Below are 24,309 nucleotides of genomic sequence, written 5' to 3'. Positions count from 1 at the left end.
GAATCGCGCCGGCCCCGGGCTCACGCGCGGGGCTTCGCCCGGACGTGCATGCGCTCGCCCTGCCGCCCGAACAGGCTGAGGATCTCCACCGGTCGGCCGTCGGCGCTGGTGAACCAGTGGGGCAGCCTGGTGTCGAACTCGGCCGCCTCGCCGGGGCCGAGGACCAGATCGTGCTCGGCGAGGACCAGGCGCAGCCGGCCTTCCAGCACGTACAGCCACTCGTAGCCCTCGTGCGTCCGCGGCTCCGGCTCTCCGCCCCGGTCGGGGATGAGCATCTTGTACGCCTGGAGAGGGCCCGGGCCGCGGGTCAGCGGCACGGCCGTACCGCCGTTCGGCAGGGTGCGGGGGGTCAGCCGTACCCGGGGGTCTCCCACTTCGGGGGCGCCCACCAGGTCGTCCAGGGGTACCTGGTACGCGGCCGCCAGTGGCAGCAGCAGTTCCAGGCTGGGGCGGCGCTGCCCGGACTCCAGCCGGGACAGGGTGCTCTTCGAGATGCCGGTCGTCTCGGAGAGCGCGGCCAGGGTGAGTCCGCGTCGGGCGCGCAGCCGTCTGAGCCGGGGGGCGACCTCGTCGAGGACCGCCTGGTGGGGGGATGGCGTGTCGTCCATACGGCCATTGCACCCGGCCGTCCCGGAAACGGCAACAAGGTTTGCCGCCGGCGACCCGGCGACCGCACCCTCCCGGCATGAGCCCACACAGTGATTACGCGACCGGACACCGACAGCACCGCACCGGCGGCCAGGACGGGACGGCGTCCACGGGCGCGCACCGGCTCGCGGTCCGGTGGGCGCTCGCCGGTCTGTCCCTCTCCGTTCTGCTCTCCTCGCTGGGCACCGGCATCGCCCACGTCGGCCTGCCGACCCTGGCCCAGGTGTTCTCCGCCTCCTTCCCGGCGGTCCAGTGGGTCGTCCTCGCGTATCTCCTCGCGGTCACCGCCCTGGTCGTGGGAGCCGGACGCCTCGGTGACCTGGTCGGCCGCCGACGGCTGCTCCTGGCGGGGATCTCCTTGTTCACCGCGGCCTCGGTGCTGTGCGCCGCCGCGCCGACGCTCTGGCTGCTGGTCGGTGCCCGGGCGGCCCAGGGGGTGGGCGCGGCCGTGATGATGGCCCTCACCATGGCGTTCGTCGGTGAGACGGTTCCGAAGGAACGGACGGGCAGCGCCATGGGGCTGCTCGGCACGATGTCCGCGGTGGGCACGGCTCTCGGGCCCTCGCTGGGCGGGGCCCTGCTCGCCGGGTTCGGCTGGCGGGCGCTCTTCCTGGTCAACGTGCCTCTGGGGATCGTGGCGTTCCTGCTCTCGCACCGCCATCTGCCCGCCGATCGGCGCGAACCCGGGGGCGATCGGGCCCGCTTCGACCACCTGGGCACGCTGCTGCTCGCGCTGACCCTGTCGGCGTACGCGCTCGCGATGACGCTCGGTGGCGGCCGTTTCGGGGCGCTCGACACGGCGCTGCTCGTGGCCGCCGCGTGCGGGGTCGCCCTCTTCGTACGCGTCGAATCGAGGGCCGCCTCCCCCTTGGTCCGCGGGGCGCTCGTCCGTGATCCGGTGATCGGGCCGGGCCTCGCCTCGAACGCGCTCGTGTCGACGGTGATGATGGCGACGCTGGTGGTCGGGCCGTTCTACCTCTCCCGGACGCTCGGGCTCGGCGCGGCCCCGGTCGGATTCGTCCTGTCCGTCGGTCCGCTGGTCGCCGCGGTGACCGGGGTGCCCGCCGGCCGTCTCGCGGACCGGTTCGGAGCGCGGCGCACGACCCTGCTCGGGCTGCTGACGATGACGGCCGGCGCCACCGCCCTGTCCTTGACACCGGCGTCGCTCGGGGTCCTCGGGTACGTGGCCCCGCTCGCGGTCGTGACCGCCGGCTACGCGGTGTTCCAGACGGCCGACAACACCGCCGTCATGGCGGACGTCGGCCCGGAGCGGCGGGGCGTCGTCTCCGGCATGCTGGGGCTCTCGCGCAACCTCGGCCTGGTCACCGGCGCCTCCGTCATGGGCGCCGTGTTCACGCACGCCTCGGCCTCGGCCGACATCGCCTCGGCGCCCCCCGGGGCCGTGGCCACCGGGATGCGGTTCACCTTCCTGGTCGCCTCGGCCCTGATCCTCGTCGCGCTCGCCGCCGTCGCCGTGGCGGGCCGAGCGGCACCCCCGTCCGACGCCTGATCACGCGGCGGGCAGGGGGCGGCACAGCAGGGCGGCCGGGGACGGGCGGGTGGCGAGGCGGGTGGTGAAGGCGATGCCCGCCGCGTACTCGGTGGGCAGGCACTGGCCCTTGTGGTTGCCGTAGGCGAAGTCTCCGCCGGGGCCGCCGGACGGACGGTTGTCCCCCCGGTCGAACCACACCGTCCGGCCGGCTCCGGGAAGCGCCGTACGGGCCGGGGCGCACAGCGCGGCCGAGACCCGCTCGCCGCGCAGGCTGTAGCCGATCAGGAACTGGCCCGCCGGGCACTGGAACTTGGTGTACCCGCCGGCCCAGTCGCCGCCCGGCGGGACGTACGTCTCGTCGCGGACCACGGTGTGCCCGCCCGTCGGGGTGCGCAGGTCGGAGCTGGTGCACAGGCCGCGGCCGCCGGTGTGGGCGAGCCCGGCGAGGCGGGCGCCGTCGGGGCAGACCGCCTTGCGGGCCCCGCTGTCCCAGTCCCCGGCGGCCCGGGTGCGCAGCGAGGCGTTGTGGTCACGGTGGTCGGTGGTCAGCTGGTACCAGGAGGTGGTGGCGGGGACCGGTCCGGTGCGGCCGGGGGTGGTGGCGAGCGGGGACCAGCGGGCCGTGCGCCAGTCGCCCGCGTCCAGGACGCCGGAGCGGTGGCCGGTCGCGTCGTAGCGCAGCAGGGCCCAGCTGTCGCCGCCGGGGTTGCCCTGGGCGTCGGTGCTCCATCCGACGAGGGGCCAGTACGCGAAGTCGGCGTCGACGCGCGTCAGGTGGGCGGTGATGCGGTCGAACCAGGTGCGCGGGGCGGCGCCGTTCTCGTCGGCCCCGATGCCGAACTCGCTGATCCAGACGGGGGCGGTGAAGTGCGTACCGGTCTCCGCGGACACGAAGAAGGCCTGGTCGTAGAGGGTCTGTTCGAGCTCGGCGGCGGTCATGTCCTGGTAGCGGAGGTCATGGGTCTCGCCCATGCCGGTCGCGCCGCTGTGCCGGGGGCCGGTGTACCCGTAGAAGTGGGCCGAGTAGACCAACTTGTTCGAGGTGACCAGGGTGTGGGACAGGGTGCGTACCGGAGTGAGGGTGGGGCGGCCGTGCGGGAAGCCGTCCACGGGCAGGCCGAACCAGTTGATGCCCTCGACGACGATCAGCAGGTTCGGGTTGGCCTCGGTGAGGATGCGGTCGGCGGCCTCCTGGGCGGCCGCGTGCCAGTCGTGGTTGTCGCCGAGGCCCCAGTTGGGGTCGTCGAAGACGTCGCGGCGGACCTCGTTGTAGAGATCGGCGCCGACCACCCGCGGGTTGTCGCGGTAGCGGCGGGCGAGGAGGACCCAGTCGTCGGCCCACTGCGCGGTGGAGCGACCGCTGTTCCAGCGTTCGTTGCCGTCCAGGCCGCAGCACCAACGGGTGGTGACGGTGTGGTTGTTCAGGATGACGGCGAAGCCGGCGTCGGTGAGGGCGTCGACCACGGCGTCGTAGACCTGGAGGGGCGTACGGCCGCGCAGGGCCGGATTGGCGGCGACGGCGGAGTCCGGGACGGGAGTGGTGTCGCGCAGCATCTCGTTGGAGAAGGGCAGCCGGATGCTGTTGAGCCCCAGGGACCGGAAGTCGGCGAGCAGGGCGGGCAGGGGCGCCCGGTCCAGGCCGATCGGGATGCCGTGGGCGTTCTGGCCGCTGTGGTGCGTGGCGGGATCCTCCCGGTCGCCCGAGCCGTTCCAGGAGCCCTGGGCTCCGTCCCAGTTCCCGGAGCGCAGGCGGAAGCGGTCGCCCCGCGCGTCGACGATGTACCGGCCGCGGGTGGACAGCGGTGGCGTCCAGGCCTCGGCGGTGCCCGGGGCGACCGTGGGCGGCGGGGCGGCAGCGTGGGCGGGCTGCGCGGAGGGCGCCGCGAGGGCGCCGGCCACCAGCAGGAGGGCGCACAGGGCCGCGCGTAAGAGGCTCTTCATCTCGCTCCTGCCGGAAAAGGCCGTCCCGGCGGGCGGCTGCCGCGGGCAGGTTACCGGCGGGTCGCTTCCGGGGGAAGTCGAACGCGGGGACGGTTTCCGCCACGGTCGGCACCCGCCGGATCCGGCCGGTCGAGACCCGATCACGCACCGTCACCCTGGAGAAACGGCCCCGCGCGGGGCCGCGCCCCTCTACCGTGCCCTGAGGTGAACGGCACGGCACCGGAGGGCGGGGCGGATGGACGACGAGGAAGACATGCGGTTGGCGGGTATGACGCCGGAGATCTCCCGCCGCACCCTCACCCTGCTACGGGGTCTGGCGGGCCTCGAACCGCCCGAGCAGGTCCCCGAGGAGGCCATGGTCGTCGCCGACGCGGTGCTGGCCGAGCACGGCACCGACGGGCTCAGGGTGCTGGTGATGACCCTGGCGGCCTGGGCGACGGCTCAGATCGAGAACGTCGCCGAGCTGAGCGGGCGCAGCCACGAAGCCGTCCTCGACGCGATGGAGCTGGCCTGCCTGGAGGCGAACGCCGAAGACACCCCTTAGCTCGTGCCCGGTCGATCGGACCGGGCTCGAACGGCAGGACCCCGTGAAGGATCCCAAGGCGCACAAGGCCTCAGGAGCCCCGTTCCCGCATCGGGCGTGGAAGAAACCGGGTCCCGTCCGGCCGCGATATGGCGGCTGTCGGCGACACTGGGAGAGCAGGAGCGTCGTGGGGGGTCGTGATCGGAGGCCGTCGTGAGCACACCTTCCCCCATCCGGATCGCCGCCGTCCTGTCCACCGAGCACCGTGGACGGCTGATGTCCCAGGCCCGTGAGGTCAATTTCCCGGAGAACGCGCGCATCTTCGACGAGGGCACCCGGGCGGATTCCTTCTGGATCGTCCGGTCCGGCACCGTGACCTTGGAGATCCCCGTCGCCGGCCGCCGGCCCGCGCCCGTGGAGAGCCTCGGCCCCGGCGAGCTGGTGGGCTGGTCCTGGCTGTTCCCGCCGTACGTGTGGCAGCTGGGCGCGGAGGCGATGACGCCGGTACGGGCGTACGAGTTCGACGCGGCGACCGTGCGGATGCTGATGGACGCCGACCCCACCTTCGGTTCCGCGATCGGGCACTGGGTCGGACGCGTCCTCGCGATGCGCCTCCAGCAGACGCGCACCCGCCTGCTGGAGATGTACGCGCCCCGCCTCAGCAGCACCGCCTAACCACGTACTCCCGCCCGCTCGGCCGCCCCGCGCCGCAGGCACAGCGCGGCCGGGACGACCGCGGCGGCCACCGCCACGGCCGCGCAGGCGCCGAGCGTCGCCGCGAGGGCGTTCCACGGGACCACCAGGCCGCCGCGGACGTGCAGGACGCCCAGCGCCGCCCGGACGCCGGCCAGGTTCAGGGCGGCGACCAGGGTCCCGGCGATCGCGCCGACGAGGACGACCAGCAGGGACTCCCCCGCCACCAGGCGCAGCACCTGCCCTCGGCCGGCGCCGGCCAGCCGCAGCGCCGCGAGGTCGCGGGCCCGGTCGGAGGTGGCCATGACCAGGGTGTTCGCGAGCCCGATGCCCGTGTAGAGCAGGGCGATGCCGAGGACCAGCAGGAGGCCCGCCCGGGTGGTGCGGCCGGTCCCGGGCCGGTTCTCGGACATCCACCGGTCCGCGGTCAGCACGCGGCCCCCGGCCGGCCGGGCGGCCTCGGCCAGCGCGGCGCCGACCTCCCGGGGGTCCGCGCCGGGGGCGAGGCGTACGTCGATCCGGTCCACCGTCGCGCCGGGGGCGTTGGCGGGGGTGACGTAGGCCCCGTTGCCGCCGGTGCCGATGCTCATCACGGCGGCGATCCGCAAGGACTTGCGGGTACCGTCGCCGAGCCATACCTCGACGGTGGATCCGACGGTGTGCCGCTCCCATTCCTGGGTGACGATGACGGAGTCGTCGTCGAGATCGGTGATCGCGCCGGCCGTGAGGGGCAGTCGGGCGGTCCGGGCCAGTGCGGCGGGGTCCACGGCGCGGGCGTCGGAGCGGATCAGCGCCGTCCCCTCCTCCCGTACGTGGACGGCGGTCGCGGCGGTGGCGGAGACCTCCGTTCCGGGTACGGCCCGGATCCGTTCGATCGTGGTCGGATCGAACCCGCCCGCGCCGGCCGTGATCACGTGGTCGGCGGTGGTCCGCCACCGGATCTCGGCGGCCTTGGCCTCGTTCAGCGTGGCGGTGGTGCCCAGCAGGGATCCGGCGAGGGCCACGGTGACCAGGACGGGGGCGGCGACGGCCGCGGTACGGCGGATTCCGGCCGACGCGTTCTCCCGGATCAGCATCCCGCCGGCGCCCGGCAGCCGGGCGGGGAGCCAGGCGATCGTCCGGACCAGCGGCCGCACGAGCACCGGTGACAGCAGGGCGAAGGCGACGATGAGGAGCATCGGACGGCTGATGTAGGTCTTGCGGTGGAGCAGGTCGGACGGGTCGGTGAGCAGGGCGTGGGCGAGGGTGCCGAGTCCGGCCACCAGCAGTCCGGCGCCGACGATCCAGCGCCCCGGGGTCATGGTCCGCGTCTCGAACGCGGCTTCGCGCAGCGCCTCGGCGGGGGCGACCCGGCCCGCCCGCCAGGAGGCGGCGACGGCCCCCGCGAGGGCGACGAGCAGGCCGGCCCAGAAGGCGGCGTGGAAGGGCCAGGTGGCGTCGCCGAGGGTGAACCAGCGGGGCGCGAGCCCCTCGTCCACCAGGTACGAGACCAACACGGGCGCCCCGTACGCCCCGAGCGGGCAGCCCGCCGCGGAGGCGGCCACGCCGAGCAGCAGCGCCTCGGCGATCACCGTGCGGCGGATCTGGCCCGGGGTGGCGCCGACCGTACGCAACAGGGCGAATTCCTCGCGGCGTCGGGCGACGGCGAAGGCGAAGGTGGAGGCGACGACGAACACCGAGACGAAGCCGGTGACACCGCCCGCGGTGCCGAGCGCGGCGTTCACGGCGAGCAGTGCTTCGCCGTCGCGCTCGGGATCGGGGTCGGCGTACCGGCGGTCCCGGCCGGTCAGGACCCGGACCTCCGCGTCCCGGCCCGGGAGCGCCCGGACGGCGTCCCGTACGGCCACCTCCACGGCGGTCGGGTCGGCGGCCACGACGAGCTGGTCGATGGCGGGCGAGAGGCGGGCGGCGCGGGCGTCGGTCCAGAAGACGGCGTCCTCGAAGCCGCGGTCGGTGACGGTGCCGACGACGGTGACGGTGCCGTGGTCGGTGTCGATCCGGGCGCCGGGCCGGGCCCAGCCGGTGGTCACGACCTCGTCGTCGGAGTGCGGGGCGCGGCCCCCGTCGAGGGTGTACGGGGCGAAGGCGGCGACCGACCAGGGATGGCCGACCAGGTGCTTCGGCCCGCCGAAGGCGCGGACCGGGAAGGACCGGTCCTCGGTGGTGGGGCCGAGGGCGGCCAGCAGCCGGGCGAGTTCGGGGGTGACGGGCCTGGGGTGCGCGAGCTCGGCGGTGCGTTCCCCGCCGGCGACGGGGACGCGCAGCACGTCGTCGCCCTTGACGACGACGGGTGCCTGGGCGAACCGCTCCGGCAGGCGGAGCGGGGCGTCCAGGGTGGCGGCGAGTCCGAGCCCCATGGCGGTGAGGAGGCCGACTGCGAGGGCCAGGGCCACGAAGCTTCCGACGAAGGTGACCCAGCGGGTGCGGGCGGTGCGCAGGGCGAGGGTCAGCACGGCGCCGCCTCCAGCGCGGTCATCCGGGCGGCGATGTCCTGGGCGGGCGCACCCCGGAGTTCACCGTTGTGCCGGCCGTCGGCGAGGAAGACCACGCGGTCCGCGTAGGAGGCGGCCACGGGGTCGTGGGTGACCATGACGACCGTCTGGTGTTCGGTGTCGACCATGGAGCGGAGCAGGGTGAGCACCTCGCGGCCGGTCCGTGAGTCCAGGGCGCCGGTGGGTTCGTCGCCGAAGAGCACCTCGGGGCGGGTGATGAGGGCGCGGGCCAGGGCCACGCGCTGCTGCTGCCCGCCGGACAGGTGCGCGGGTCGGTGCCGGGCCCGGTCGCCGAGTCCCACCCGGGCGAGGGCCTCGCGGACCTCGGCCTTGGCGGGGCGCCGGCCGGCCAACCGCAGCGGGAGGGCGACGTTCTGTTCGGCGGTCAGGGCGGGCAGCAGGTTGAAGGCCTGGAAGACGAAGCCGATGCGGTCGCGGCGCAGCAGGGTCAGCCGGGTCTCGCCGAGGTCGCCGAGTTCGGTGCCGCCGACGCGCACGCTGCCGGAGGTGGGCCGGTCCAGTCCGGCCGCGCACTGGAGCAGGGTGGACTTGCCGGAGCCGGAGGGGCCCATGACCGCCGTGAAGGTGCCCCGGGGGAAGTCGAGGGAAACCCGGTCGAGGGCGGTGACGGCCCGGTCGCCGGAGCCGAAGACCCGGGTGACGTCAGTGAGTTGGATCACGTCGTTCTTCATGCCCCCAGCCAACCGTCGCGGATCGCACGGCACAGCGGGCCCAGGCCGTGTCCCGGGGGTGGGGCCGGCCCTACCCCCGGAGGGGGCCAGGACCCCGTCCGGGCAGATCACAGCCGTGCCGCGGCAGGTTTCGGGGAGGTGTCCCGGTCGGTGTTCGGCCGATTCGGCGGCTCGCTCCCCCACAGGTCAGCCCGCCCGCATGGCTGCGGTCTGCAGTCATTCGTACACGATCGGTGACGAAAAATGGGGGTGGGAGCGGGCGTTCACCGCTCACGTCGGCAAGACTGCGTCCGCTATCCGAAACACCAACCCAAGGGAGTGTTCGAAATGCGGTCCATCGCAAAGGGTCTCGGGCTCGGTTCCGCCGCCATGGCGCTCACCGCGCTCACCGCACTGGCCTGGCCGGGTACGGCCGGGGCCGCACCGACCGGTACGGAGAGCCTGTACGCCCCGTCCGCGCTGGTGCTCAGTGTGACGACCGGACCCGATGCCGAAGCGGGCACGGTCAGGCGCGCCGTGACCCTCGTCTGTTCACCGACGCCCGGCGGTACGCACCCCGACCCGGTCGCCGCGTGCGCCGAGTTACGCGCGAACGGCTCGCAGCTCGACCCGCTCGCCGCACCGGCCGCCGACGCCGTCTGCACCAGGGAGTGGAACCCGATGACGGTGTCGGCCGTCGGGGTGTGGCAGGGCCGCCGGCTCGACTACAGCTACACCTTCGCCAACCCGTGCGGCCTGCGGAACACCTCCGGCACACTGTTCGGCTTCTGACCCCCCGTGGATCGCCGGGCCGGGCGGCGCCGTGCGACCGCCGTCCGGCCCGGCCCGCGGCGACCTGCCGCCAGGACCACCGGATCCTCAGCCCAGTTCGAGGCTGGTCACCCCGAACAGTTCCGTCAGGGCGAGGTCCGGTGTCGGGCCGGTGTACATGCGGGCGGTCTCGAAGGCCGGTGCCAGGCCGAGGCGTTCGAAGAGCGCGCCGGCCTCCGGGTTCGCGTCCGGTACGTCCACGGACACCTCCCCGTCCGGGGCGTGCCGGGCCAGCCGCCGCACCAGGGCCGCCGCCACCGCCGGGGTGGCCGCGTAGAGGGGGCCGATCCGGTGGGCGGCGCTGGAGGGGCGGATCACGCCGAGGCCCTCGATCCGGCCGTCCCGGACGGCGGCCAGGGCGGTGCGGCCGGGCAGCCCGGTCCAGGCGGACAGGAAGGCGTCCCGCGCCGCGGGGAAGAACCGCCGGTCGTAGGCGGCGAGCCGACCGAAGGGCAGGGTGGCCGCGTCCACGATCTCGACGGCGCGGTCGTCCTCCCCTTGCGGCACGCCTTCGTAACGGAAGTTGTTCCACGCCGAACGGAACCCGGATTTGCGGTAGTTGTCCTGCTGGTCGACGACTCCGTCCAGGCCCACGAGCCGACCGTCGAGCCGTTCCGTCCCGGCGTGCCACAGCCGGATGCCGTACCCCTGGCCGCGGACGGCGGGCCGGGCGATGTAGAAGCCGATGAAGCCGAAGCCTCCGCCGTACCGGACGGCGGAGATGCAGGCCACCGGCTCGCCGTCCAGCCGCCCCACGAGGAACCCTTCCGGGTCGGCGACCGCGAAGGCGAACCGGTCCGAGTCCCCCGGATTCCATCCTTCCTCGTCGGCCCAGTCGCGGATCAGCTTCATGTCGGCGGCGCTCGCGCCGGCGATCTCGAATCCCGTCATGCCGGTGTTGTACCAGATGGGGCCGGTGTGCGCAGGGGTGCCTGATCAGCCGTCAGGAGACGTGTGAAGGCGGCTTGATCGGCCTCTCGGTGGAGGTCGCTGACCTGCCCGTCCCCTACTTCGACGACCCGCCACACCCCGTCCGCGCGCAGCGCGAGGTCGGTGGTCACGAAGGGGCAGCCCAGCGCCTCGACGGCCGCCCGGACGGGTGCGAGGGCCGGATCGAGGACCGGATCGAGAGTCGGATCGAACGGGTGCGGGACCTCGGCGACCGGGCTGTCGGGGTGGGCCGTGACCAGCCGGGGCACCCCGTCCCGCCACCACACCCGTACCTCGGCGGCCGCCCCCTCCGGCGTGACGAAGTGCTCGAAGGCCCTCAGCACCACCCCGCCCGTCAGGAACTCGCCCTGCAGTGCGACGAAGCGGTCGACGACGCGATGCAGGGCGGCCGGGTCGGCGAGGTCGGGCACGTAGCAGGCCTCGTCCCACTCGTGCTTGCGGGACTTCACATAGTCCTTGACGACGGCGGCTCCCGGCGGCAGGCCGGCCGCGAGGGCCGCCAGCCCCTCCGGGTCCGGGACCGCGCCCGGCCCCGCCGGCAACCAGCCGCTGACCGGGGTCAGTCCGGCGAAGGTCTCGTACCAGCCGGGGAGTTCGTGCGCGCGCCGGTACGCCTGCGGGGTGACGACGAGCTCGCCACCCCGCAGGCGCAGGGCCGCGTCCAGTGCGGCGTACGGACCCGCGGGGATCATCCAGCCCCGGTACCAGAGGGCTCCGGCCCCCTCCGGAACACGCGCGACGGCCCGCTCCGCGTCCCCGGCGAGCAGCGCGTCGTGGTCGATGAGCAGGGCGGCGCCCCCGGCGGCACGCAACTGCCGGGCCTCCGCCGCGAAGTGGGCGTCGGCCCGGCGCTCGTTCAACGGGTCGTGGCAGTAGAGGACGGTGGTGGTGGTCGCGGTTGTCGTAGCCATGCGCCCACCCTATGAACGGCTCCGTCGATCACCGTACGGATTTCAGCCCGCGCAGATCACGTCGTCGAGCCGGATGGGGTCGGAGTCGAGACGCACGTAGGCGGTGAAGGTGTCCGTGGCACCCGAGGCCCAGTGGGTGGTCACGGTGGCCCAGCCCACCGAGGCGGCCTTGGCGACGGTGACCGGGCCGACGGTGATCTCCTGCGGCTCCTCGTGGGAGCAGAGCAGGACGTCGATGTCCTCACTGACCTGCTGTCTCTCCTTGAGGATCTGCGAGATCCGGTTCTCCCGGTCCTGCGCGGAGGGACCGTGGTCCCCGTAGAAGCCACTGAGGAAGTCGCTGATCTGGGCAGCGGTGTGTCCCTTCCCCGCGACGGCGGCAGGCGCGGCGAGGGCGGGAACGGACGGCATGACCGGCAGCACGAGCAGGGTCAGCAGCAGGGCACCGAGACGGTACGGCTTGAGCATCATGTCCGGTCTTGTACCCGCCGGGCCGGTGGATCGGGAGGGCGGGGCCCGGATCTCACTCCTGCGGGGGTCGGGATTCACCGCAGAAACGACCCTCCGGCCGGTGCGCGGAAATCGGCTCGCGGGCGGCCCGCACCCGTACATAGGGTCGACGCATGGGGAAGCCACTTGTCGCAGTGTTCAGCGGGGCCGGAATGTCCACCGAATCCGGAATTCCGGATTACCGGGGGCCCCAGGGCCTGTGGCGGCGGGAACCCGACGCCGAGAAGCTCGTGACCTACGCGTACTACATGGCCGATCCGGAGATCCGGCGCCGCTCCTGGCTGATGCGCGCCGAGCTCGGCGCGCTCGGAGCACGCCCGAACGCCGCGCACCTGGCCGTGGCGGAGCTGGAGCGCGGTGGCACCCCGGTACGGGTGATCACCCAGAACGTGGATGGGCTGCACCAGCTCGCCGGGATGCCCGACCGCAAGGTGTTCGAGCTGCACGGCAGCGCCCGGTCGGTGGTGTGCACGGACTGCCACGCCCGGTCGGGGATGGACGAGGCGCTGGCCAGGGTGGCCGCCGGGGAGCCGGATCCCGCCTGCCTGGTGTGCGGCGGGATCCTCAAGTCGGCGACCGTGATGTTCGGCCAGCGGCTCGACCCCGAGGTGCTGGGGCAGGCGATCGCCGTGGCCAAGGGCTGCCAGATCTTCATCGCCGTCGGGTCGACCCTGCAGGTGCAGCCCGCCGCGTCGCTCGCCGGGATGGCCGCGGAGGCCGGGGCCCGGCTGATCATCGTGAACGCGGAGGAGACCCCGTACGACCCGCTCGCCGACGAGATCGTCCGCGAGCCGATCGGTACGGCCCTGCCGGCTCTGCTGGCCCGGTTCGCCACGTCCTGACCCACGCCCCGACGCGCCCGGCCACACCCAGGCCCGACACGTGGCCCGATACCTGGCCCGGCGCCGGCCCGGCCGGCTAGCCCGCGTCCGCCGCCCGGCGCATCTCCCCCACGTCCAGCTTCTTCATCCGCATCATGGCGGCGGTGGCCCGGGCGGCGCGCCCGGGGTCCGGGTCGGCGATCAGGTCGATGGCACCCGGCGGGATGACCTGCCAGGACACGCCGAACCTGTCCTTGACCCAGCCGCAGACTCCCTCTTCGCCGCCGCCACCGGTCAGCGCGTCCCAGTAGTAGTCCGCCTCCGCCTCGTCGGCGCAGCGGATCTGGAAGGAGATCGCCTCGGTGAAGGGGAACTGGGGGCCGCCGTTGAGGCCGATGAACCGCTGACCGTTGATCTCGAACTCGACGACCATCACCGAGTCGGCCTCGCCGGGGCCCGCCTCCGTGTACCGGCCGATCCGGCCGATCTTGCCGTCCTTGAAGACGGACAGGTAGTAGTCGGCGGCCGCTTCCGCGTTGCCGTCGAACCACAGACACGTGGTGAATCCGTTGCCGCTCATCTCTGCCTCCGGGCCGGTGACGGGACGGTGGACACCGTCCCTCACATGCAGACCGGCCCCGGACCCGAAATTCATCGGTGGGTCCGGGGCCGGTCCGCATGCAGCCGGTATTTCGCCCGTTCGGCCTACTTGGCGAACTCCGCGCCCTGCGCGAGCATCCGCTCGACGACGCGCTCGGCGGCGTCGCCCTTGTCCAGGTCGCAGAACTCGGCGCGGAACGCCGCCCGCGCCTCGGCGTACTCCGCCCCGAGCGCGTCCGCGTTGCGCACGGCCTCGATGAGGCTCGCCGAGTCCGCCAGCAGCGGTCCCGGCGCCTTCGCCTCCAGGTCGAAGTTGAAGCCGCGCAGCGTGTCGCGGTAGTGCGCCAGGTCGTACGTGAAGAGCAGGATCGGCCGGTCGGTGTGCGCGAAGTCGAACATCACGGAGGAGTAGTCCGAGATCAGCACGTCGGCGACCAGCAGCAGGTCGGTCGCGTCGGGCCAGCGCGACACGTCGACGACGAACCCGTCGCGGACGCCGTCACGGACCTGCTCCGTCACGTGGTGGTGGCCACGGATCAGCAGGACGTGGTCCTCGCCCAGCTCGCGACGGGCCTGCTCCAGGTCGATCCGCAGGTCGAGCTTGTAGCCGCCCGTGAAGGACTCGTTGTTCTCCCGCCACGTGGGCATGTAGAGGACGACCTTCTTGCCCTCGGGCAGGCCGAGACGGCGACGGACCTCGGCGATCCGCTGCGCGTCGGGCCGTACCAGGGCGTCCGTACGCGGGCCGCCGGCCTCGATGACCTCGCCGTCGTAGCCGAGGGCGCGCTTGAGGAGGGGCGTGGCGTAGGAGCTCGGGGAGGCGAGCAGGGTCCACTGGGCGCTGTCGTGCGCCAGCCCCTCCAGGATCTCCGGGCTCGTGTAGTAGTCGTGCACGAAGTCGTGGCCGATCTGCTTGATCGGCGTACCGTGCCAGGTCTGGACGACGACCTGGCCGGCGCGGCGGTGGAAGCGGTCCGGCACGTTGTCGTTGGTCACGAAGTAGCGGGCGCGGGCGAGCACCTCCCACGACTCCACGCTGCCGTGCTGCACGGCGCGGGCGGTCGCGGGGATCTCCGCCTGGCCGTCGCGGACCAGCCAGACGTGGTCGAGCTTCTCGCCGCGGCGCACCAGTTCCTCGTGGATGGCGCGGGGGGAGTCGCCGGCCCGCTGCCCGTGGAAGGTTTCGTAGACGACCATGTCCTTGACCGGCAGGGCGCGCTGCGCCGGGTAGGTCTCGACGCGGGCGACGCGCTGCGCGTAGTTGGAGCGGTCGTGCGGGCTGAGCAGCGGGTCGACGACCAGCGCCATGCGGTCGTAGAAGCGGGCCTCGACCCGCATCCGGCGGCCCTGCACGGTGATCGGGTGCGGCCCGGCGAACAGCAGGCCGGGGCTCATCTGGACGGGGGCGCCGCGGTCGACACCGAGCAGTCCGGCGGTGGTTCCGCTCTGCGCGGCCGGGCGCAGCGTCGGCCACCAACGGCCCTCGGGGATCGTGGTGCGGCCGGCGTACGCCTCGGGGAGCACGGGCTCGAAGACGGCCTCGAAGGTGGCACCGTCTCGGGTGACGGGGTAGCTGAACTCCACGCCCTGCGCGTTGTGCAGGACGAGCTCGTAGGCCTCGTCGGTCGGCGCGACGAAGCGGCCCCGCAGGGTGAGGGTGCCGTCCTCGGCGGTGACCTCGTCGAGCAGCGGCGGGGAGGGCTGTACCGAGAGGGTCAGGTGGCCGGTGTTTCCGCGCTTGGCGAAGAGGGCACGGTCCCTCTCATCGCCGGGCAGGGGCAGGACCAGGCCTTCGAAGCCGCCGCGCTCGTCGTGGACCATGCGGTGCTTGGTGCCGTCGGGGCCGATGACCGAGAGGCTCCACGGCTCGGGGGTCCACTCGCCGGGCTCGCACGCGGCGTCCGGTACGGCGGCCAGGTCGGCCAGCGGTACGCGGGCGGTGAAGGTGGCCCGGTCGGCGCCGGACGCGGCGGTCTCCAGCGGGTAGGACAGGACGGTGCCGGTGGTGACGTGGACGGCCTGCAGCGCGGTGGATCCGATGGCCTCGGCGGTGAGTTCGCCGGTGATCTCGACGGCGTCGTCACCCACGGCGTGGACGTCCAGGGCGCGGGCGCGGGCGATCTCGACCTGGATGGTGAGGGCGCCGGCGACGGTCGGGACGATCCGGACGTCGGGGGCCACCCAGTGCGGGGGCGGGTTCTGCCCGGTGTCGTGCTCGCCGCCCCGCAGGCGGGCGCGGTGCAGCCCGCCGGCTCCGGTGACGGCGATCGACGTGGTCCATATGCCCTGGTTCCACTTGCCGCCCGACTGGAACATCGAGGGGTCGACGACGGCCGTGAAGCCGGCCCAGTCGGCGTGCCGCAGGGCGAGGTGCGGGGACATCACCGTGGCCATCGGGGAGGCGACGGTCCGGGCGCTGACGACGGAGCGGCGGCGCTTGCCCCCCTCGCGGAAGACCAGCATCTTGCGGGTACCGAGGCGGCTCTCCGCACCGAGGTGGCCGGGGAGGGCGTAGCCGCGCAGCAGCAGCTTGCCGTCGACCCAGGCCGCCTGCTCCAGGCGGCTGACGACGCGGCGCTCGCGCGGGCCGAGGGTGAGGATCTTGGCCGGGACCGGCGGACGGCCGCGCAGGAAGGGGTAGTCCGCCTGCGGGCGGGCGAGACCCTTGACCGGCACGCTGTAGTGGTAGTCGCGCTGGTGGTGCTGGAGCGCGATGAAGTCCTCGACGCGGCCTTCGCCGGCCAGGTACGCCTTGAGTCGGTCGGCGACGGTCAGGTCGGACCAGGGACCGGTGCCGATCTCGCGGACGAGACCGCCGACCTCCTTGACGAAGGCGGCGCGGAAGTCGGGGCCACCCTCGCCGACGTACTTGTAGATGAGCGGGAGTTCCTCGCTCAGCACGTTGTAGTCGTAGTCCCGCAGGTAACGGACGTACTTGGCGCCCTGCTTGGCCTTGAGGGACTCGCGCACCAGGCGCACGGACTTCACGCGGTCGATGAGGGAGATCGGGTCGGTGGAGCGCTGGGTGATGGAGCGCTCGCCGGTCTCGCGCACACGCCAGTGGTAGACGCAGTCGCTGATGATGTCGACGCTGGAGGCGAAGTAGTGCGCGGGGATGCTGACCGGGGCGTCCTCGTAGAGGATGCCCTCGGGGTACTGGAAGCCGTGCCGGTCCCAGAAGCTGCGCCGGTACACCTTGTTCCACGCGGTGCGGTCGGTGACCAGCGCCGGGAACTTCGAGATGTGGGTCTTCAGCTGGGTGCGGGCGAAAGCGGCCCGGTGCCCCCAGGACTGCTGCATGCCGACGGAGCGGAAACGCTTCACGTTGCCGCCCGCGAAGTCCGAACCCGTCTCGTCGAGCGCGTCGATGAGACGCTGGTAGGCGTAGTCCGGCATCGTGTCGTCACTGTCGACGAAGGCCAGGTACTCACTGTCCTTGTCGGCGTGACGGGCACCCACGTTACGGGCCGCGCCGAGGCCTGCGTTGTCCTGCATCACGACGCGGAAGCGCTTGTCCTTGGCGGCGAAGGCCTTGGCTATGACGGCGCTGGTGTCCGTGGACCCGTCGTCCACGAGGATGGCCTCGAAGTCTTCGAAGGTCTGGGATGCGATGGATTCCAGGCACTCGTCGAGATAAAGCTCGACGTTGTAGACGGGGACGACGATACTCAGGCGCGGCGGCATGGGTGGCGGTTTCTCCAGCGTTTTATGCTTTGTCGATGATCAGCTGCTCACAGCATCCTACTCTGTAACAGAGTCATAAACTCCACCCATATGGGGCATACGAAGCCAACCGCCAGGGCGGACGGCAAAGAATTCAGCCGTCCGCCACTTCGGCGATGCGGGGGGAGACGGCCCGACCGGCCCGGATCGGGCCGGTCAGATCTCCAGATCGGACTCGATCTTCTTCAGTTGATGGCGGGCCATCGCGAGGTTGGCCCGCTTCTTGTCGAGGGCCAGGTAGAGGAAGAAGCCCGTGGAGCCACGGCTCTTCATCAGTCGGATCAGGTGGTACTGGCCGCCGAGCGTGATCAGGATGTCCTCGATCTCGTCCTTGAGGCCGAGCATCTCCATCGTGCGGACCTTGGCGCGCACCACGTCCGTGTTGCCCGCCGCCGCGACCGCCAGGTCGAGGTCCTTGCCGCCCCCGATGGTGCCGAGGGCCATACCACTGCCGTAGTCGACGAGCGCGGCACCGATCGCGCCTTCGATGGTGGTGGTGGCTTCCTTGAGCGCGGTCTCCACATTGACCATGAGAGTGTCCTCTTTCTCGTTTCACTGTTACTGGGATGTGAGGGGAACGTGACTGGCTGTAGTGGGAGGTGGCTGCGGCGGAACGCACCGGACATCTCGGGCTCGGCCGCCGGTCGGACCACGGATCAACCGGGTGGGGCTCCGGGGCCCCGTCGCCCGAGGGTGTGGTCGATCAGTTCGGCTATCCGGAGGCTGGAGCGCCGGGCCTCCAGGTGGAGGCGCCCGACGTTGACCCGCGGCTCGGCGGTCAGGGTGAGGACCGCCGCCAGGCCGGCCGCGTAGGTGGCGACGTATCCGTCCTCACCGCGCACGAGCAGTTCGCGGAAGGCGCCCTGGCCGGTGCAGTCGCTGAGCCGCTGGGCCACCCCGAGGGCGGCCGCGGTCAGCGCGGCGACGGACTCGGCCTCGGTGGCCGCGCTGTCCTGGGCGAGGACGAAACCGTCGGCGCTCGCAGCCAGGGCGCCGGTGAGCTGAGGTACCCGGGCCCGCAGCCTGCGAAGCTCGGCGAGTATCTCGGCCTCCGTCTCGGGGGGCACCGTACTCATGTCGGCCTTACTCCTTTCGGGCTGCCTACGCTCGGAGCGGTCGGCGCGCAGGGCCGGTCGCAGCGGGAGCCTCACAGACTTGCCTCCAGTGCGTCGCGTAACCGGCGGAGCAGCGCCACGTCCGGGGATTGGGCCTCGGTCATCCAGTCGGGCAGGGGCGCCACGGCCGGCGGCGGGGCCGGGGTGTGCGGGGTCTCGACCAGTCCGGCCGCCGCGAGGCGCCGTACGTCGAGCAGGGTGTGGAAGGCGGGCCGGCCGAGGACCCACGCGAGGTCGGCCGGGGTGCGCAGGCCGTCGGCCTGGCCGAGCAGGGCCCGTTGTCGGGCGGTGATCGTCTGTCCGGGCGCGGCCGCCCGGGGGACGACCGGGGAGGTGTCCAGCAGGGGGTACGGCCAGACCGCGTCGAGCAGGTCCCGGCGGCGCCGGGTCTCCCGTTCGACGGCGGCCGCGGGAACGGACCGGACCGAGCCGATCCAGTGGGTGGCCCCGCGGCGGAAGCGGGAGGGCCCGCTGCCCGGGGAGAGTGCGAAGAAGGCGGCGTCGAATATGGCGGCGAGGTGGCATATCTCCAGCTCTCCGCCGGCGAGCCCGCCGCTGTCCACGAGGAAGCGCGCGACCTGACGGCGGGCACCGGCCCGGTCCACGGCCTCGCGCCAGCGTTCGGGGGCGAGGCCGCCACCGGTGGTGAGCAGGACGTCGAGACCGGGGGTGGCCGGGCTCTCCGCGTGGACGATGCGGCCGTCCTCCAGGAAGAGGGTGCCGCGGTCGCGGAGCAGGGCGCCGGTGGCGCGCTCCGCGGCGAGTCGGGTGAGAAGGGGGGAGACAGCGGCGAAGGCATTCGGGGCCGTGGCGGTGGCCGGGGAGGTCATCTCAGTACCAGCCCCTCGGCCAGGGCACGGAGCCTGTGGCGCGCGAGGGCGAGATTGCCGTCCGCACGGTCGAGCCACAGGTGCAGGAATACGCTGCTGTCGAAGCTCGTCTCGACGAAGCGCAGTACGTGGTATCCAGTGCGGGTGGTGACGATCAGATCCTCGACGGGCGGGCCGGCCGGTAAGCCGGCGGACGAACCGGCGGAGGGAACGGCTCCGCCGCCGTGTGCCGGGTCGGTCCCCGCCGGGGCGAAGGACTCGTACTCGGCTGCCGCCCGGGCCAGTTCGGCGGTCTCGGCGGCGGTGGTCTCGTGGTCACCCACGGGCGACTCCCCGGCGGTGCCGAGGGCCAGTCCGCTGCTCCAGTCGACCAGCGCGGCCCCCCGCGCACCAGGCAGGGCCATGGCTTCGAGCAGGCATTCGTCGATCCCGGGCACGCGGGCTCCCCTCCCGGCCGGACGTGCGGGGTGCACGGTTCGTACGGCGCGACAGGAGGGAACTTACTCAAGTTCCACTGTACGAAAGGGCGTTCTGGCATTTTCCGCTGGAACATGCCAGGAAGGGTGCGAGAGCTTGGCCGGAACGCGTCGGAATTTGATCACGAAGCGAGCGGAAGATCGTCCGCGAGGCGAAAGGACCCTCCCTCGCGCTGCACATAACCCTCGTGGCTGAGGGTGCGCAGCAGGTGGTAGACCGTGGGCAAAGGGATCCCGGTGAGCCGGGCGAGCCGTTTCGCCGTCACCCCGCCCTCCGCTGACATCGCCTCCAGGAGGCGCAGCGCGCGCTGCACGGAGCCGATCAGGGTGGGTGTGCTGTCCTTCTGACTGTGGTCGGTGCCCATGACTAGTCCCCCTGCTCCGGTACGAGGCCTGGCAAACCCATCAAAGTGGCTCACCGGGCGCAAAACCAGCGGACTCGCGTAAACCTGAGCATAAGATCACCGCATCCCGGCTCTTGGCGGACCGCTATCGCGTGCAGGTCACGTACGCCGGGAGCGGGGTGCCGGCGATCAGGTGACGCGGCAGGGACAGGCCGAAGCGACGTTCCACGACGGCGAGGGTACGGCGGTCACGCTCCGCGTCGCCTTCGCCCGCCGGGCGGGCGCACGCGCCGTCCGGGGTGAGGATCCCGGCCGCGATCAGCTCCGGGAGCAGGAAGTCCGGCCGGTGGCCGCCGCGCCAGCATTCCTCGCCGAGGCCGAAGCAACAGATCAGTTCGCCGTCCCGGGCGTACGCGAACTGCTTGGGCGGACGGTCGGGCTGGGGGTCGAGGTGGACGGCCTCGACGCCGCCCCGGGAGACCTCGGCGAGCCGTTCGGCTCCGGCCGGCAGACCGTGTTCGACGGCGAAGGACCAGCCGCCCCACCGGCCGACCCGGGCCACGCCGTCACCGTCCACGGTCTCGGCGACCATGCTCCAGGCGTCGTGGGCGTCGAGCGGCCCGGGCCGCACGCCCGGCAGCGCGCCGAGCCGTACGGCGAGTTCGCCGGGGCCTATGCCCCGGGCGAAGGTCAGACCGGCGAACCACTGGTCCCAGTCGGCCAGCCGACTGATTCCGTCCGCCACGTCCTCTGCGATGTCCACCATGTCCGCGCTCCCCACGGTTTGCCCACCCCGCCGGTGCTTGTTCCCCGGCACGATAGTCAGTCCGTGGGCTTCTCCGGGAGGAGGCGCTCGACCATCGTCCGAATGAGCCCCTGCGCCGGGTGCGCCTCCAGCATCGCGGGCGCGGTCAGGTCGTCCACGATCAGGCCCAGCATCGCCAGGTACATCAGGACCACACCCTGTCGGTCCCCGGGCAGGCCCGCGTCCAGGTGCCACCTGATGTTGGCCTCCAGCTCCAGGCCCTGGAAGGACGCGAGCTCGGTCTGGAGCTCGGGGCGCCGGGTGCCCTCCAGCCGCAGCTCCAGCATGGCGATGTGCACACTGCGCTCGCGCCGCATCCGCTCCAGGAGCCGGGTGAGCAGGACCTCGGTGTCCAGCGGGCCGGCCAGGTCCGCCGGGTCCGGGACCAGTCGCTCCCGGGTGCGGTGCAGGATCTGTACGAGCAGCTGGGACCGGTTGGCGAAGTAGTTCGAGGCGGTGCCCGTGGGCACGCCCGCCTCGGCGTCCACCGCGCGCAGGGTCAGGCCGCGCGAGCCCTCGCGCGCCAGGACTTCGATGGCGGCGTCGAGCAGTGCGGCGCGGCGCTGCGGGTTCTGGCGCATGGGCGGATCCCTGGGGGTGGGTGGGGCGCATCGGGGCACATCGGGTGAGCACTGCAGGTGCAGTGATTCGCACACGGTAGCGGACGTGCCCGGTCCGGGCCCTCCCCAGCGCCCCCTCACCCGTGTCAGGCTGCCCGTCATGGAGCGGATCATCGAGCAGATACGCGAGGACCTGTCCCGCCGGATCGCCGTCGCGGCGGACCGGCTCGCCGATCGGACGCTGGCCGAGGACCCCGCCTACGCCGCCCTGCTGGGCCGGGCCGAGCTGCGCGAGCGGATCCACGACACCCTTCGTCAGGCCGTCGAGGGGCTGCTCCGCAGTTGCCGAGGTCTGCCGGTGGAGCTCGCCGACGCCCGGGCCGTCGGCGCGCTCCGGGCCGAGCAGGGCCTGCCGCTCGCCTCCCTGCTGCGTACGCACCGCCGCGGTGGCCGGATGCTCTGGCAGAGCCTCACCGAGTCCGTGACCGCGCACGACCGGGCGGCGCTGCCCCGGCTGCTGCCGGCCGCGTCCGTGCTGTGGGACGTGGTGGACCGGACGGCGGACGCCATGACCGAGTCGTACCGCCGGACGGAGGCCGCGCACGGCGACCGGGACCGGGAGCGCCGGGCGGCGCTGCTGGACGTGCTGCTCGACGGCGCGGACGGACCGTCGGCGGCGGCCGAGGCGGCCGCCGCGCAGCTCGGGCTGCCGGAGCGGGGCCGCTTCACCGTGGTCGTGCTGGCCGCCGAGATGTCCGCCGGCCCGTCAGGGACCCCGTCCGGCAGCCCGTCCACGGCGCCGACCGCGGCCGTCCCGCCCGCCCCGGCAGGGGGGTCCGGGGCGGCCTCCGCCCCGCGGGTGCTGTGGCGCTACCGCGCCGACGGGGAGGTCGGCCTGGTGGAGCTGGGCCACCATCCGCTGGAGTCCGTACGGGACCTGCTCGCGCCGCTCGGGGTGCGCGCCGGGGTCGGCCCGGTCGTCGGGGCGCCGGCCGAACTGGCTCGCGCGCACCGGCTGGCGGCCTTGGCGCTGCGCACCGCCCCCGAGTCGGAGGGCCCGCGTACCGCGCTGCTGGACGAACGGCTGCCGGCGGCGCTGGTCGCGGCCGAGGCCGAGCTCGCCGGCCGGCTGCGTCAGGTGGTGCTGGGTCCGGTGCTCGCGCTGCCCGTGGAGGACCGGCGGACGCTGCTGACCACCTTGGGCACCTGGCTGGCCTGTCAGGGCTCGACCACGGACGCCGCGCAGCGGCTGTACTGCCACCGCAACACGGTCTCCAACCGGCTGCGGCGCGTGGAGCAGCTCACCGGCCGCTCCCTGTCCGACCCCCGGCACGTGGTGGAGCTGGCGCTGGCGCACTCGGCGGTGCTGCAGCGCGTCGAGGCGGAACCGGTCACCCGTCCCGCGGCGCCGGGTCCGCGGACCGCGCGGACCTCGCGGACTCCAGGAGGTACGGCACGTCGATCACCGCGACGCCCGGCGTGAAGAGGAGCCGCGCCTTCAGCCGCAGGGCGTTCTGGTTGTGCAGGGGCTGCTCCCACCAGTGGCCGACCACGTACTCCGGGATCACCACCGACAGCATGTCCGTCCCGGGCGCGGCGGCCAGTTCCTCGACGTGGGCCAGGATCGGGCCCACCACCTCCCGGTACGGCGAGTGCAGGATCCTCAGCGCCAGGCCGGTGTCGTGCCCGTCCCAGGCCTCGCGCAGACGGGTCGCCTCCTGCTCGTCGGCGGCGACGGTGACCGCGGTCAGGGTGTCGGGGCGCAGCCCCTGCGCGTAGCCGATGGCCTTGAGCGTCGGGGCCTGCACGGCGGCGACCAGGACCAGGACGTGGTGGCGGGCGGGCTTGCGCGGCATGGCGTCGGGGGCGACGGCGACCTGTCGGGCGACCTGGTCGTAGTGGCGGCGGACGCTCTTCATGCCGAGGAAGAGCAGGGGCATGGCGATGACGACCAGCCAGGCTCCGTGGGTGAACTTGGTGAGCAGGACGATGACCAGGACCAGTGCGGTCAGGGCGGCGCCGACCGCGTTGATGGCGCGCCTGCGGTGGATGTGGATCCGCTCCTCGCGCGGGGTGGTGGGCGAGGCGAGCACCTTCTTCCAGTGCCGGACCATGCCCGACTGGGAGAGGGTGAAGGAGACGAAGACGCCGATGATGTACAGCTGGATGAGGCGGGTCAGTTCGGCGTCGAAGGCCACGATGAGGGCGATGGCGGCGAGCGCGAGCAGGACGACGCCGTTGGAGTAGACGAGCCGGTCGCCGCGGTTGAAGAGCTGGCGGGGCGCGTACCGGTCCTTGGCCAGGATCGAGGCGAGCATCGGGAAGCCGTTGAAGGCGGTGTTGGCGGCGAGGATCAGGACGCCCGCGGTGACGGCCTGGAGCAGGTAGAAGAGGAAGTGCCAGCTGCCGAAGGTGGCGCGACCGATCTGGGCGAGGGCGGTGGACATCGGGGTGCCCGGGGGCAGGCCCAGTTCGGTGGGGTCGGCCGCGACGTGCACCTGGTACGACATGGCCAGGGCGGTGATGCCGACGAACATCGTCACGGAGAGCACGCCCATCGCGGCGAGCGTGGTCGCGGCGTTCTTGGCCTTGGGCTTGCGGAAGGCGGGTACGCCGTTGCTGATGGCCTCGACGCCCGTGAGGGCGGTGCACCCGGAGGCGAAGGCGCGCATCGTGAGGAACACCAGGGCGAATCCGGTGTAGGTGTCGACCGGGGTGATCGGGAGGTCGGAGGACTCGGCGCGGATGGTGTCGCCGGTCCCGAGCCGTACGGCTGCGACGGCGAACATGAGGTAGATGACGAGGACGAAGCCGTAGGTGGGGATGGCGAAGACCCGGCCCGACTCCCGCACACCGCGCAGGTTCATGAGGGTCAGCAGCACCACGAAGGCGACGGACAGGACCACTTCGTGGTCGCTGAGCGCGGGGACGGCCGAGGTGATCGCGGAGACGCCGGAGACGACGGAGACGGCGACGGTCATCACGTAGTCGACGAGCAGGGCACTGGCGGCGGTGAGCGCGGCGGTCTGCCCGAGGTTCTCCGAGCTGACGACGTAGGCGCCGCCTCCGCCCGGGTAGGCGTGGCAGGTCTGCCGGTACGAGGCGACGACCACGATGAGCAGGAAGACGATGGCGGCGGCCGCGTACCAGGTGAGGTGCAGCAGTGCGACGCCGCCGAGGGCGAGGATCAGCAGGATCTCCTCGGTGGCGTAGGCCACGGAGGAGAGCGGGTCACTGCAGAAGATCGGCAGGGCGAGTCTTTTGGGCAGCAGGGTCTCGCCCAGGCGGGCGGTGTCGAGGGGCTCGCCGACCAGCATGCGTTTCGCATTGATACGCCTCATTCGGGCATGATCGTCGATTCCTTTCACCGAT

General features: G+C 72.9%; 23 protein-coding genes. 6 read left to right on the top strand and 17 right to left on the bottom strand.

What is annotated here, in order from left to right; genetic code table 11:
* Nucleotides 1-20 precede the first annotated feature (20 nt).
* Entirely contained in the window at nt 21-608 is a 588-nt protein-coding gene (locus ACWG52_RS33820; protein WP_382515089.1) for a helix-turn-helix domain-containing protein, read from the bottom strand.
* Nucleotides 609-685: 77 nt separating this feature from the next.
* Between ACWG52_RS33820 and ACWG52_RS33815 the strand changes: the two genes are divergently transcribed.
* The gene (locus tag ACWG52_RS33815) at nt 686-2,158 is read left to right on the top strand and encodes an MFS transporter (RefSeq protein ID WP_389806957.1); all 1,473 of its coding nucleotides are present in this window, start codon (nt 686-688) and stop codon (nt 2,156-2,158) included.
* Here ACWG52_RS33815 and ACWG52_RS33810 read toward each other — a convergent pair whose 3' ends face one another.
* Complete coding sequence (locus ACWG52_RS33810) at nt 2,159-4,081, bottom strand: glycoside hydrolase family 5 protein (protein ID WP_389806958.1); 1,923 nt, start codon at nt 4,079-4,081, stop codon at nt 2,159-2,161.
* Between the two features lie 235 nt (nt 4,082-4,316).
* Here ACWG52_RS33810 and ACWG52_RS33805 point away from each other — a divergent pair, with 235 nt between their 5' ends.
* On the top strand, nt 4,317-4,625 hold the full coding sequence (locus ACWG52_RS33805) for a hypothetical protein (protein ID WP_030722976.1): 309 nt from the start codon (nt 4,317-4,319) through the stop codon (nt 4,623-4,625).
* A 192-nt stretch (nt 4,626-4,817) separates the two neighbouring features.
* Nucleotides 4,818-5,279, top strand: a complete 462-nt coding sequence (locus ACWG52_RS33800; protein WP_033213868.1) for a Crp/Fnr family transcriptional regulator — start codon at nt 4,818-4,820, stop codon at nt 5,277-5,279.
* On the opposite strand, the gene ACWG52_RS33795 is transcribed toward ACWG52_RS33800, so the two are convergent.
* Nucleotides 5,276-7,750 (bottom strand): FtsX-like permease family protein, encoded by a 2,475-nt coding sequence (locus ACWG52_RS33795; RefSeq protein WP_389806959.1) that lies wholly within the window; start codon nt 7,748-7,750, stop codon nt 5,276-5,278. The two genes, ACWG52_RS33800 and ACWG52_RS33795, sit on opposite strands and share 4 nt — an antisense overlap.
* Nucleotides 7,744-8,481 carry an ABC transporter ATP-binding protein gene (locus tag ACWG52_RS33790; protein WP_390166740.1) on the bottom strand — a complete coding sequence of 246 codons (738 nt, stop codon included), beginning with the start codon at nt 8,479-8,481 and terminating at the stop codon, nt 7,744-7,746. The genes ACWG52_RS33795 and ACWG52_RS33790 overlap by 7 nt, the downstream gene beginning before the upstream one ends.
* Before the next feature lie 327 nt (nt 8,482-8,808).
* On the opposite strand from ACWG52_RS33790, the gene ACWG52_RS33785 reads away from it, so the two are divergent.
* The gene (locus tag ACWG52_RS33785) at nt 8,809-9,252 is read left to right on the top strand and encodes a subtilase-type protease inhibitor (protein ID WP_389806961.1); all 444 of its coding nucleotides are present in this window, start codon (nt 8,809-8,811) and stop codon (nt 9,250-9,252) included.
* Nucleotides 9,253-9,339: 87 nt separating this feature from the next.
* Here ACWG52_RS33785 and ACWG52_RS33780 read toward each other — a convergent pair whose 3' ends face one another.
* Genes ACWG52_RS33780 through ACWG52_RS33770 form a run of 3 tightly spaced genes read right to left on the bottom strand, consistent with a single transcriptional unit; the run spans nt 9,340 to nt 11,624 of the window.
* On the bottom strand, nt 9,340-10,182 hold the full coding sequence (locus ACWG52_RS33780; protein WP_389806962.1) for a GNAT family N-acetyltransferase: 843 nt from the start codon (nt 10,180-10,182) through the stop codon (nt 9,340-9,342).
* Complete coding sequence (locus ACWG52_RS33775; protein ID WP_389806963.1) at nt 10,179-11,153, bottom strand: ATP-grasp domain-containing protein; 975 nt, start codon at nt 11,151-11,153, stop codon at nt 10,179-10,181. The genes ACWG52_RS33780 and ACWG52_RS33775 overlap by 4 nt, the downstream gene beginning before the upstream one ends.
* A 42-nt stretch (nt 11,154-11,195) precedes the next feature.
* Complete coding sequence (locus tag ACWG52_RS33770) at nt 11,196-11,624, bottom strand: hypothetical protein (protein WP_389806964.1); 429 nt, start codon at nt 11,622-11,624, stop codon at nt 11,196-11,198.
* Between the two features lie 152 nt (nt 11,625-11,776).
* On the opposite strand from ACWG52_RS33770, the gene ACWG52_RS33765 reads away from it, so the two are divergent.
* Nucleotides 11,777-12,505, top strand: coding sequence for an SIR2 family NAD-dependent protein deacylase (locus tag ACWG52_RS33765; RefSeq protein ID WP_389806965.1), 729 nt, complete (start codon nt 11,777-11,779; stop codon nt 12,503-12,505).
* 76 nt (nt 12,506-12,581) lie between these two features.
* On the opposite strand, the gene ACWG52_RS33760 is transcribed toward ACWG52_RS33765, so the two are convergent.
* From ACWG52_RS33760 to ACWG52_RS33720, 9 genes are all read right to left on the bottom strand, one after another.
* Nucleotides 12,582-13,064 carry a VOC family protein gene (locus tag ACWG52_RS33760; RefSeq protein ID WP_161288950.1) on the bottom strand — a complete coding sequence of 161 codons (483 nt, stop codon included), beginning with the start codon at nt 13,062-13,064 and terminating at the stop codon, nt 12,582-12,584.
* A gap of 125 nt (nt 13,065-13,189) precedes the next feature.
* Nucleotides 13,190-16,768, bottom strand: a complete 3,579-nt coding sequence (locus ACWG52_RS33755) for a CDP-glycerol glycerophosphotransferase family protein (protein WP_453126808.1) — start codon at nt 16,766-16,768, stop codon at nt 13,190-13,192.
* 195 nt (nt 16,769-16,963) lie between these two features.
* Complete coding sequence (locus tag ACWG52_RS33750) at nt 16,964-17,338, bottom strand: hypothetical protein (protein ID WP_389806967.1); 375 nt, start codon at nt 17,336-17,338, stop codon at nt 16,964-16,966.
* Nucleotides 17,339-17,463: 125 nt separating this feature from the next.
* Complete coding sequence (locus ACWG52_RS33745; protein WP_033213885.1) at nt 17,464-17,883, bottom strand: roadblock/LC7 domain-containing protein; 420 nt, start codon at nt 17,881-17,883, stop codon at nt 17,464-17,466.
* Between the two features lie 71 nt (nt 17,884-17,954).
* Entirely contained in the window at nt 17,955-18,752 is a 798-nt protein-coding gene (locus tag ACWG52_RS33740) for a hypothetical protein (RefSeq protein WP_033213886.1), read from the bottom strand.
* Nucleotides 18,749-19,189: a hypothetical protein gene (locus ACWG52_RS33735; protein WP_389806968.1), complete on the bottom strand. Its 441-nt coding sequence runs from the start codon at nt 19,187-19,189 to the stop codon at nt 18,749-18,751. The genes ACWG52_RS33740 and ACWG52_RS33735 overlap by 4 nt, the downstream gene beginning before the upstream one ends.
* A gap of 161 nt (nt 19,190-19,350) precedes the next feature.
* Nucleotides 19,351-19,593: a helix-turn-helix domain-containing protein gene (locus ACWG52_RS33730; RefSeq protein ID WP_030723034.1), complete on the bottom strand. Its 243-nt coding sequence runs from the start codon at nt 19,591-19,593 to the stop codon at nt 19,351-19,353.
* A 124-nt stretch (nt 19,594-19,717) separates the two neighbouring features.
* Complete coding sequence (locus tag ACWG52_RS33725; RefSeq protein ID WP_453126805.1) at nt 19,718-20,338, bottom strand: DUF6461 domain-containing protein; 621 nt, start codon at nt 20,336-20,338, stop codon at nt 19,718-19,720.
* Between the two features lie 56 nt (nt 20,339-20,394).
* Nucleotides 20,395-20,958 (bottom strand): TetR/AcrR family transcriptional regulator, encoded by a 564-nt coding sequence (locus tag ACWG52_RS33720; RefSeq protein WP_453126803.1) that lies wholly within the window; start codon nt 20,956-20,958, stop codon nt 20,395-20,397.
* Nucleotides 20,959-21,097: 139 nt separating this feature from the next.
* Here ACWG52_RS33720 and ACWG52_RS33715 point away from each other — a divergent pair, with 139 nt between their 5' ends.
* Nucleotides 21,098-22,420, top strand: a complete 1,323-nt coding sequence (locus tag ACWG52_RS33715) for a helix-turn-helix domain-containing protein (protein WP_389806971.1) — start codon at nt 21,098-21,100, stop codon at nt 22,418-22,420.
* On the opposite strand, the gene ACWG52_RS33710 is transcribed toward ACWG52_RS33715, so the two are convergent.
* Nucleotides 22,329-24,278, bottom strand: coding sequence for an APC family permease (locus ACWG52_RS33710; protein WP_389806972.1), 1,950 nt, complete (start codon nt 24,276-24,278; stop codon nt 22,329-22,331). The two genes, ACWG52_RS33715 and ACWG52_RS33710, sit on opposite strands and share 92 nt — an antisense overlap.
* Between the last annotated feature and the right edge of the window lie 31 nt (nt 24,279-24,309).

The organism is Streptomyces sp. CLCI03 (assembly GCF_053615355.1).
Note: the sequence above shows the minus strand (reverse complement) of the source record. Positions and strands in the feature narration are given on the sequence as shown.

Coding starts and splice junctions, on each gene's coding strand:
- ACWG52_RS33790 (WP_390166740.1), bottom strand. CDS start 8,481: ATGAAGAACGACGTGATCCAACTCACTGACGTCACCCGGGTCTTCGGC.
- ACWG52_RS33725 (WP_453126805.1), bottom strand. CDS start 20,338: ATGGTGGACATCGCAGAGGACGTGGCGGACGGAATCAGTCGGCTGGCC.
- ACWG52_RS33820 (WP_382515089.1), bottom strand. CDS start 608: ATGGACGACACGCCATCCCCCCACCAGGCGGTCCTCGACGAGGTCGCC.
- ACWG52_RS33785 (WP_389806961.1), top strand. CDS start 8,809: ATGCGGTCCATCGCAAAGGGTCTCGGGCTCGGTTCCGCCGCCATGGCG.
- ACWG52_RS33770 (WP_389806964.1), bottom strand. CDS start 11,624: ATGATGCTCAAGCCGTACCGTCTCGGTGCCCTGCTGCTGACCCTGCTC.
- ACWG52_RS33805 (WP_030722976.1), top strand. CDS start 4,317: ATGGACGACGAGGAAGACATGCGGTTGGCGGGTATGACGCCGGAGATC.
- ACWG52_RS33710 (WP_389806972.1), bottom strand. CDS start 24,278: ATGAGGCGTATCAATGCGAAACGCATGCTGGTCGGCGAGCCCCTCGAC.
- ACWG52_RS33765 (WP_389806965.1), top strand. CDS start 11,777: ATGGGGAAGCCACTTGTCGCAGTGTTCAGCGGGGCCGGAATGTCCACC.
- ACWG52_RS33745 (WP_033213885.1), bottom strand. CDS start 17,883: ATGAGTACGGTGCCCCCCGAGACGGAGGCCGAGATACTCGCCGAGCTT.
- ACWG52_RS33775 (WP_389806963.1), bottom strand. CDS start 11,153: ATGGCTACGACAACCGCGACCACCACCACCGTCCTCTACTGCCACGAC.
- ACWG52_RS33755 (WP_453126808.1), bottom strand. CDS start 16,768: ATGCCGCCGCGCCTGAGTATCGTCGTCCCCGTCTACAACGTCGAGCTT.
- ACWG52_RS33740 (WP_033213886.1), bottom strand. CDS start 18,752: ATGACCTCCCCGGCCACCGCCACGGCCCCGAATGCCTTCGCCGCTGTC.
- ACWG52_RS33730 (WP_030723034.1), bottom strand. CDS start 19,593: ATGGGCACCGACCACAGTCAGAAGGACAGCACACCCACCCTGATCGGC.
- ACWG52_RS33760 (WP_161288950.1), bottom strand. CDS start 13,064: ATGAGCGGCAACGGATTCACCACGTGTCTGTGGTTCGACGGCAACGCG.
- ACWG52_RS33720 (WP_453126803.1), bottom strand. CDS start 20,958: ATGCGCCAGAACCCGCAGCGCCGCGCCGCACTGCTCGACGCCGCCATC.
- ACWG52_RS33815 (WP_389806957.1), top strand. CDS start 686: ATGAGCCCACACAGTGATTACGCGACCGGACACCGACAGCACCGCACC.
- ACWG52_RS33780 (WP_389806962.1), bottom strand. CDS start 10,182: ATGACGGGATTCGAGATCGCCGGCGCGAGCGCCGCCGACATGAAGCTG.
- ACWG52_RS33715 (WP_389806971.1), top strand. CDS start 21,098: ATGGAGCGGATCATCGAGCAGATACGCGAGGACCTGTCCCGCCGGATC.
- ACWG52_RS33750 (WP_389806967.1), bottom strand. CDS start 17,338: ATGGTCAATGTGGAGACCGCGCTCAAGGAAGCCACCACCACCATCGAA.
- ACWG52_RS33810 (WP_389806958.1), bottom strand. CDS start 4,081: ATGAAGAGCCTCTTACGCGCGGCCCTGTGCGCCCTCCTGCTGGTGGCC.